General features: G+C 48.6%; 1 protein-coding gene. It reads right to left on the bottom strand.

The annotated features are described in order from the left end of the window. Positions 1 to 611: AI-2E family transporter (locus R7P74_RS27575; protein WP_318123863.1), on the bottom strand; the 611-nt coding region annotated here is incomplete at both ends.

The raw sequence follows: 611 nt of genomic DNA on the forward strand, positions 1-611 counted from the left end.
CCATTCCGCCCCACAACCAACCCCAAAAGACCAGCCACATAAAGATGACTAACGGGTTGAGGTTAAACCGCCTCCCTAGCAAAGTTGGGGTGACAAACTGACTCTCGATTAAATTCAGCAACAGATATATCGACACCACTGTCAGCATAAAACTGACCGAATCTAACTGCAGATACGCAACAAAACCAAAGCTCACCATCGACATCACTGGTCCCAAATACGGCGCGAAATTCATTACCCCCGCAAACGCCCCCCATAGAAATGGGTCTTCAAGGCCGAGGACAAAAAACACCAACCCTACACACAAGCCTAAACCCGCATTGACCAAAGTAATGGTGCCGATGTAGCGCGATAGATCTTTCTGCAGAGCCTGCACCAACTCCACCGCCTGACGTTGTTTCGAAAAACCACGCAAACGCGATACCGATTTACGAAACAGACTTCGACCATGATTAAGCATGAAATACACCATAAACAGCACAATCATCGCCTGAGTTAACAGCGTTGGTGTAGTGGTCGCGAGCGCTTTCAGCAGAGAAAACACCGTGTTGTTGCCCATCTCGTCAATGTTCATGTCACTGGCGATCTCAAGAGGCGCATTCATGTGCTCT

Source organism: Vibrio sp. 2033, from assembly GCF_033339735.1.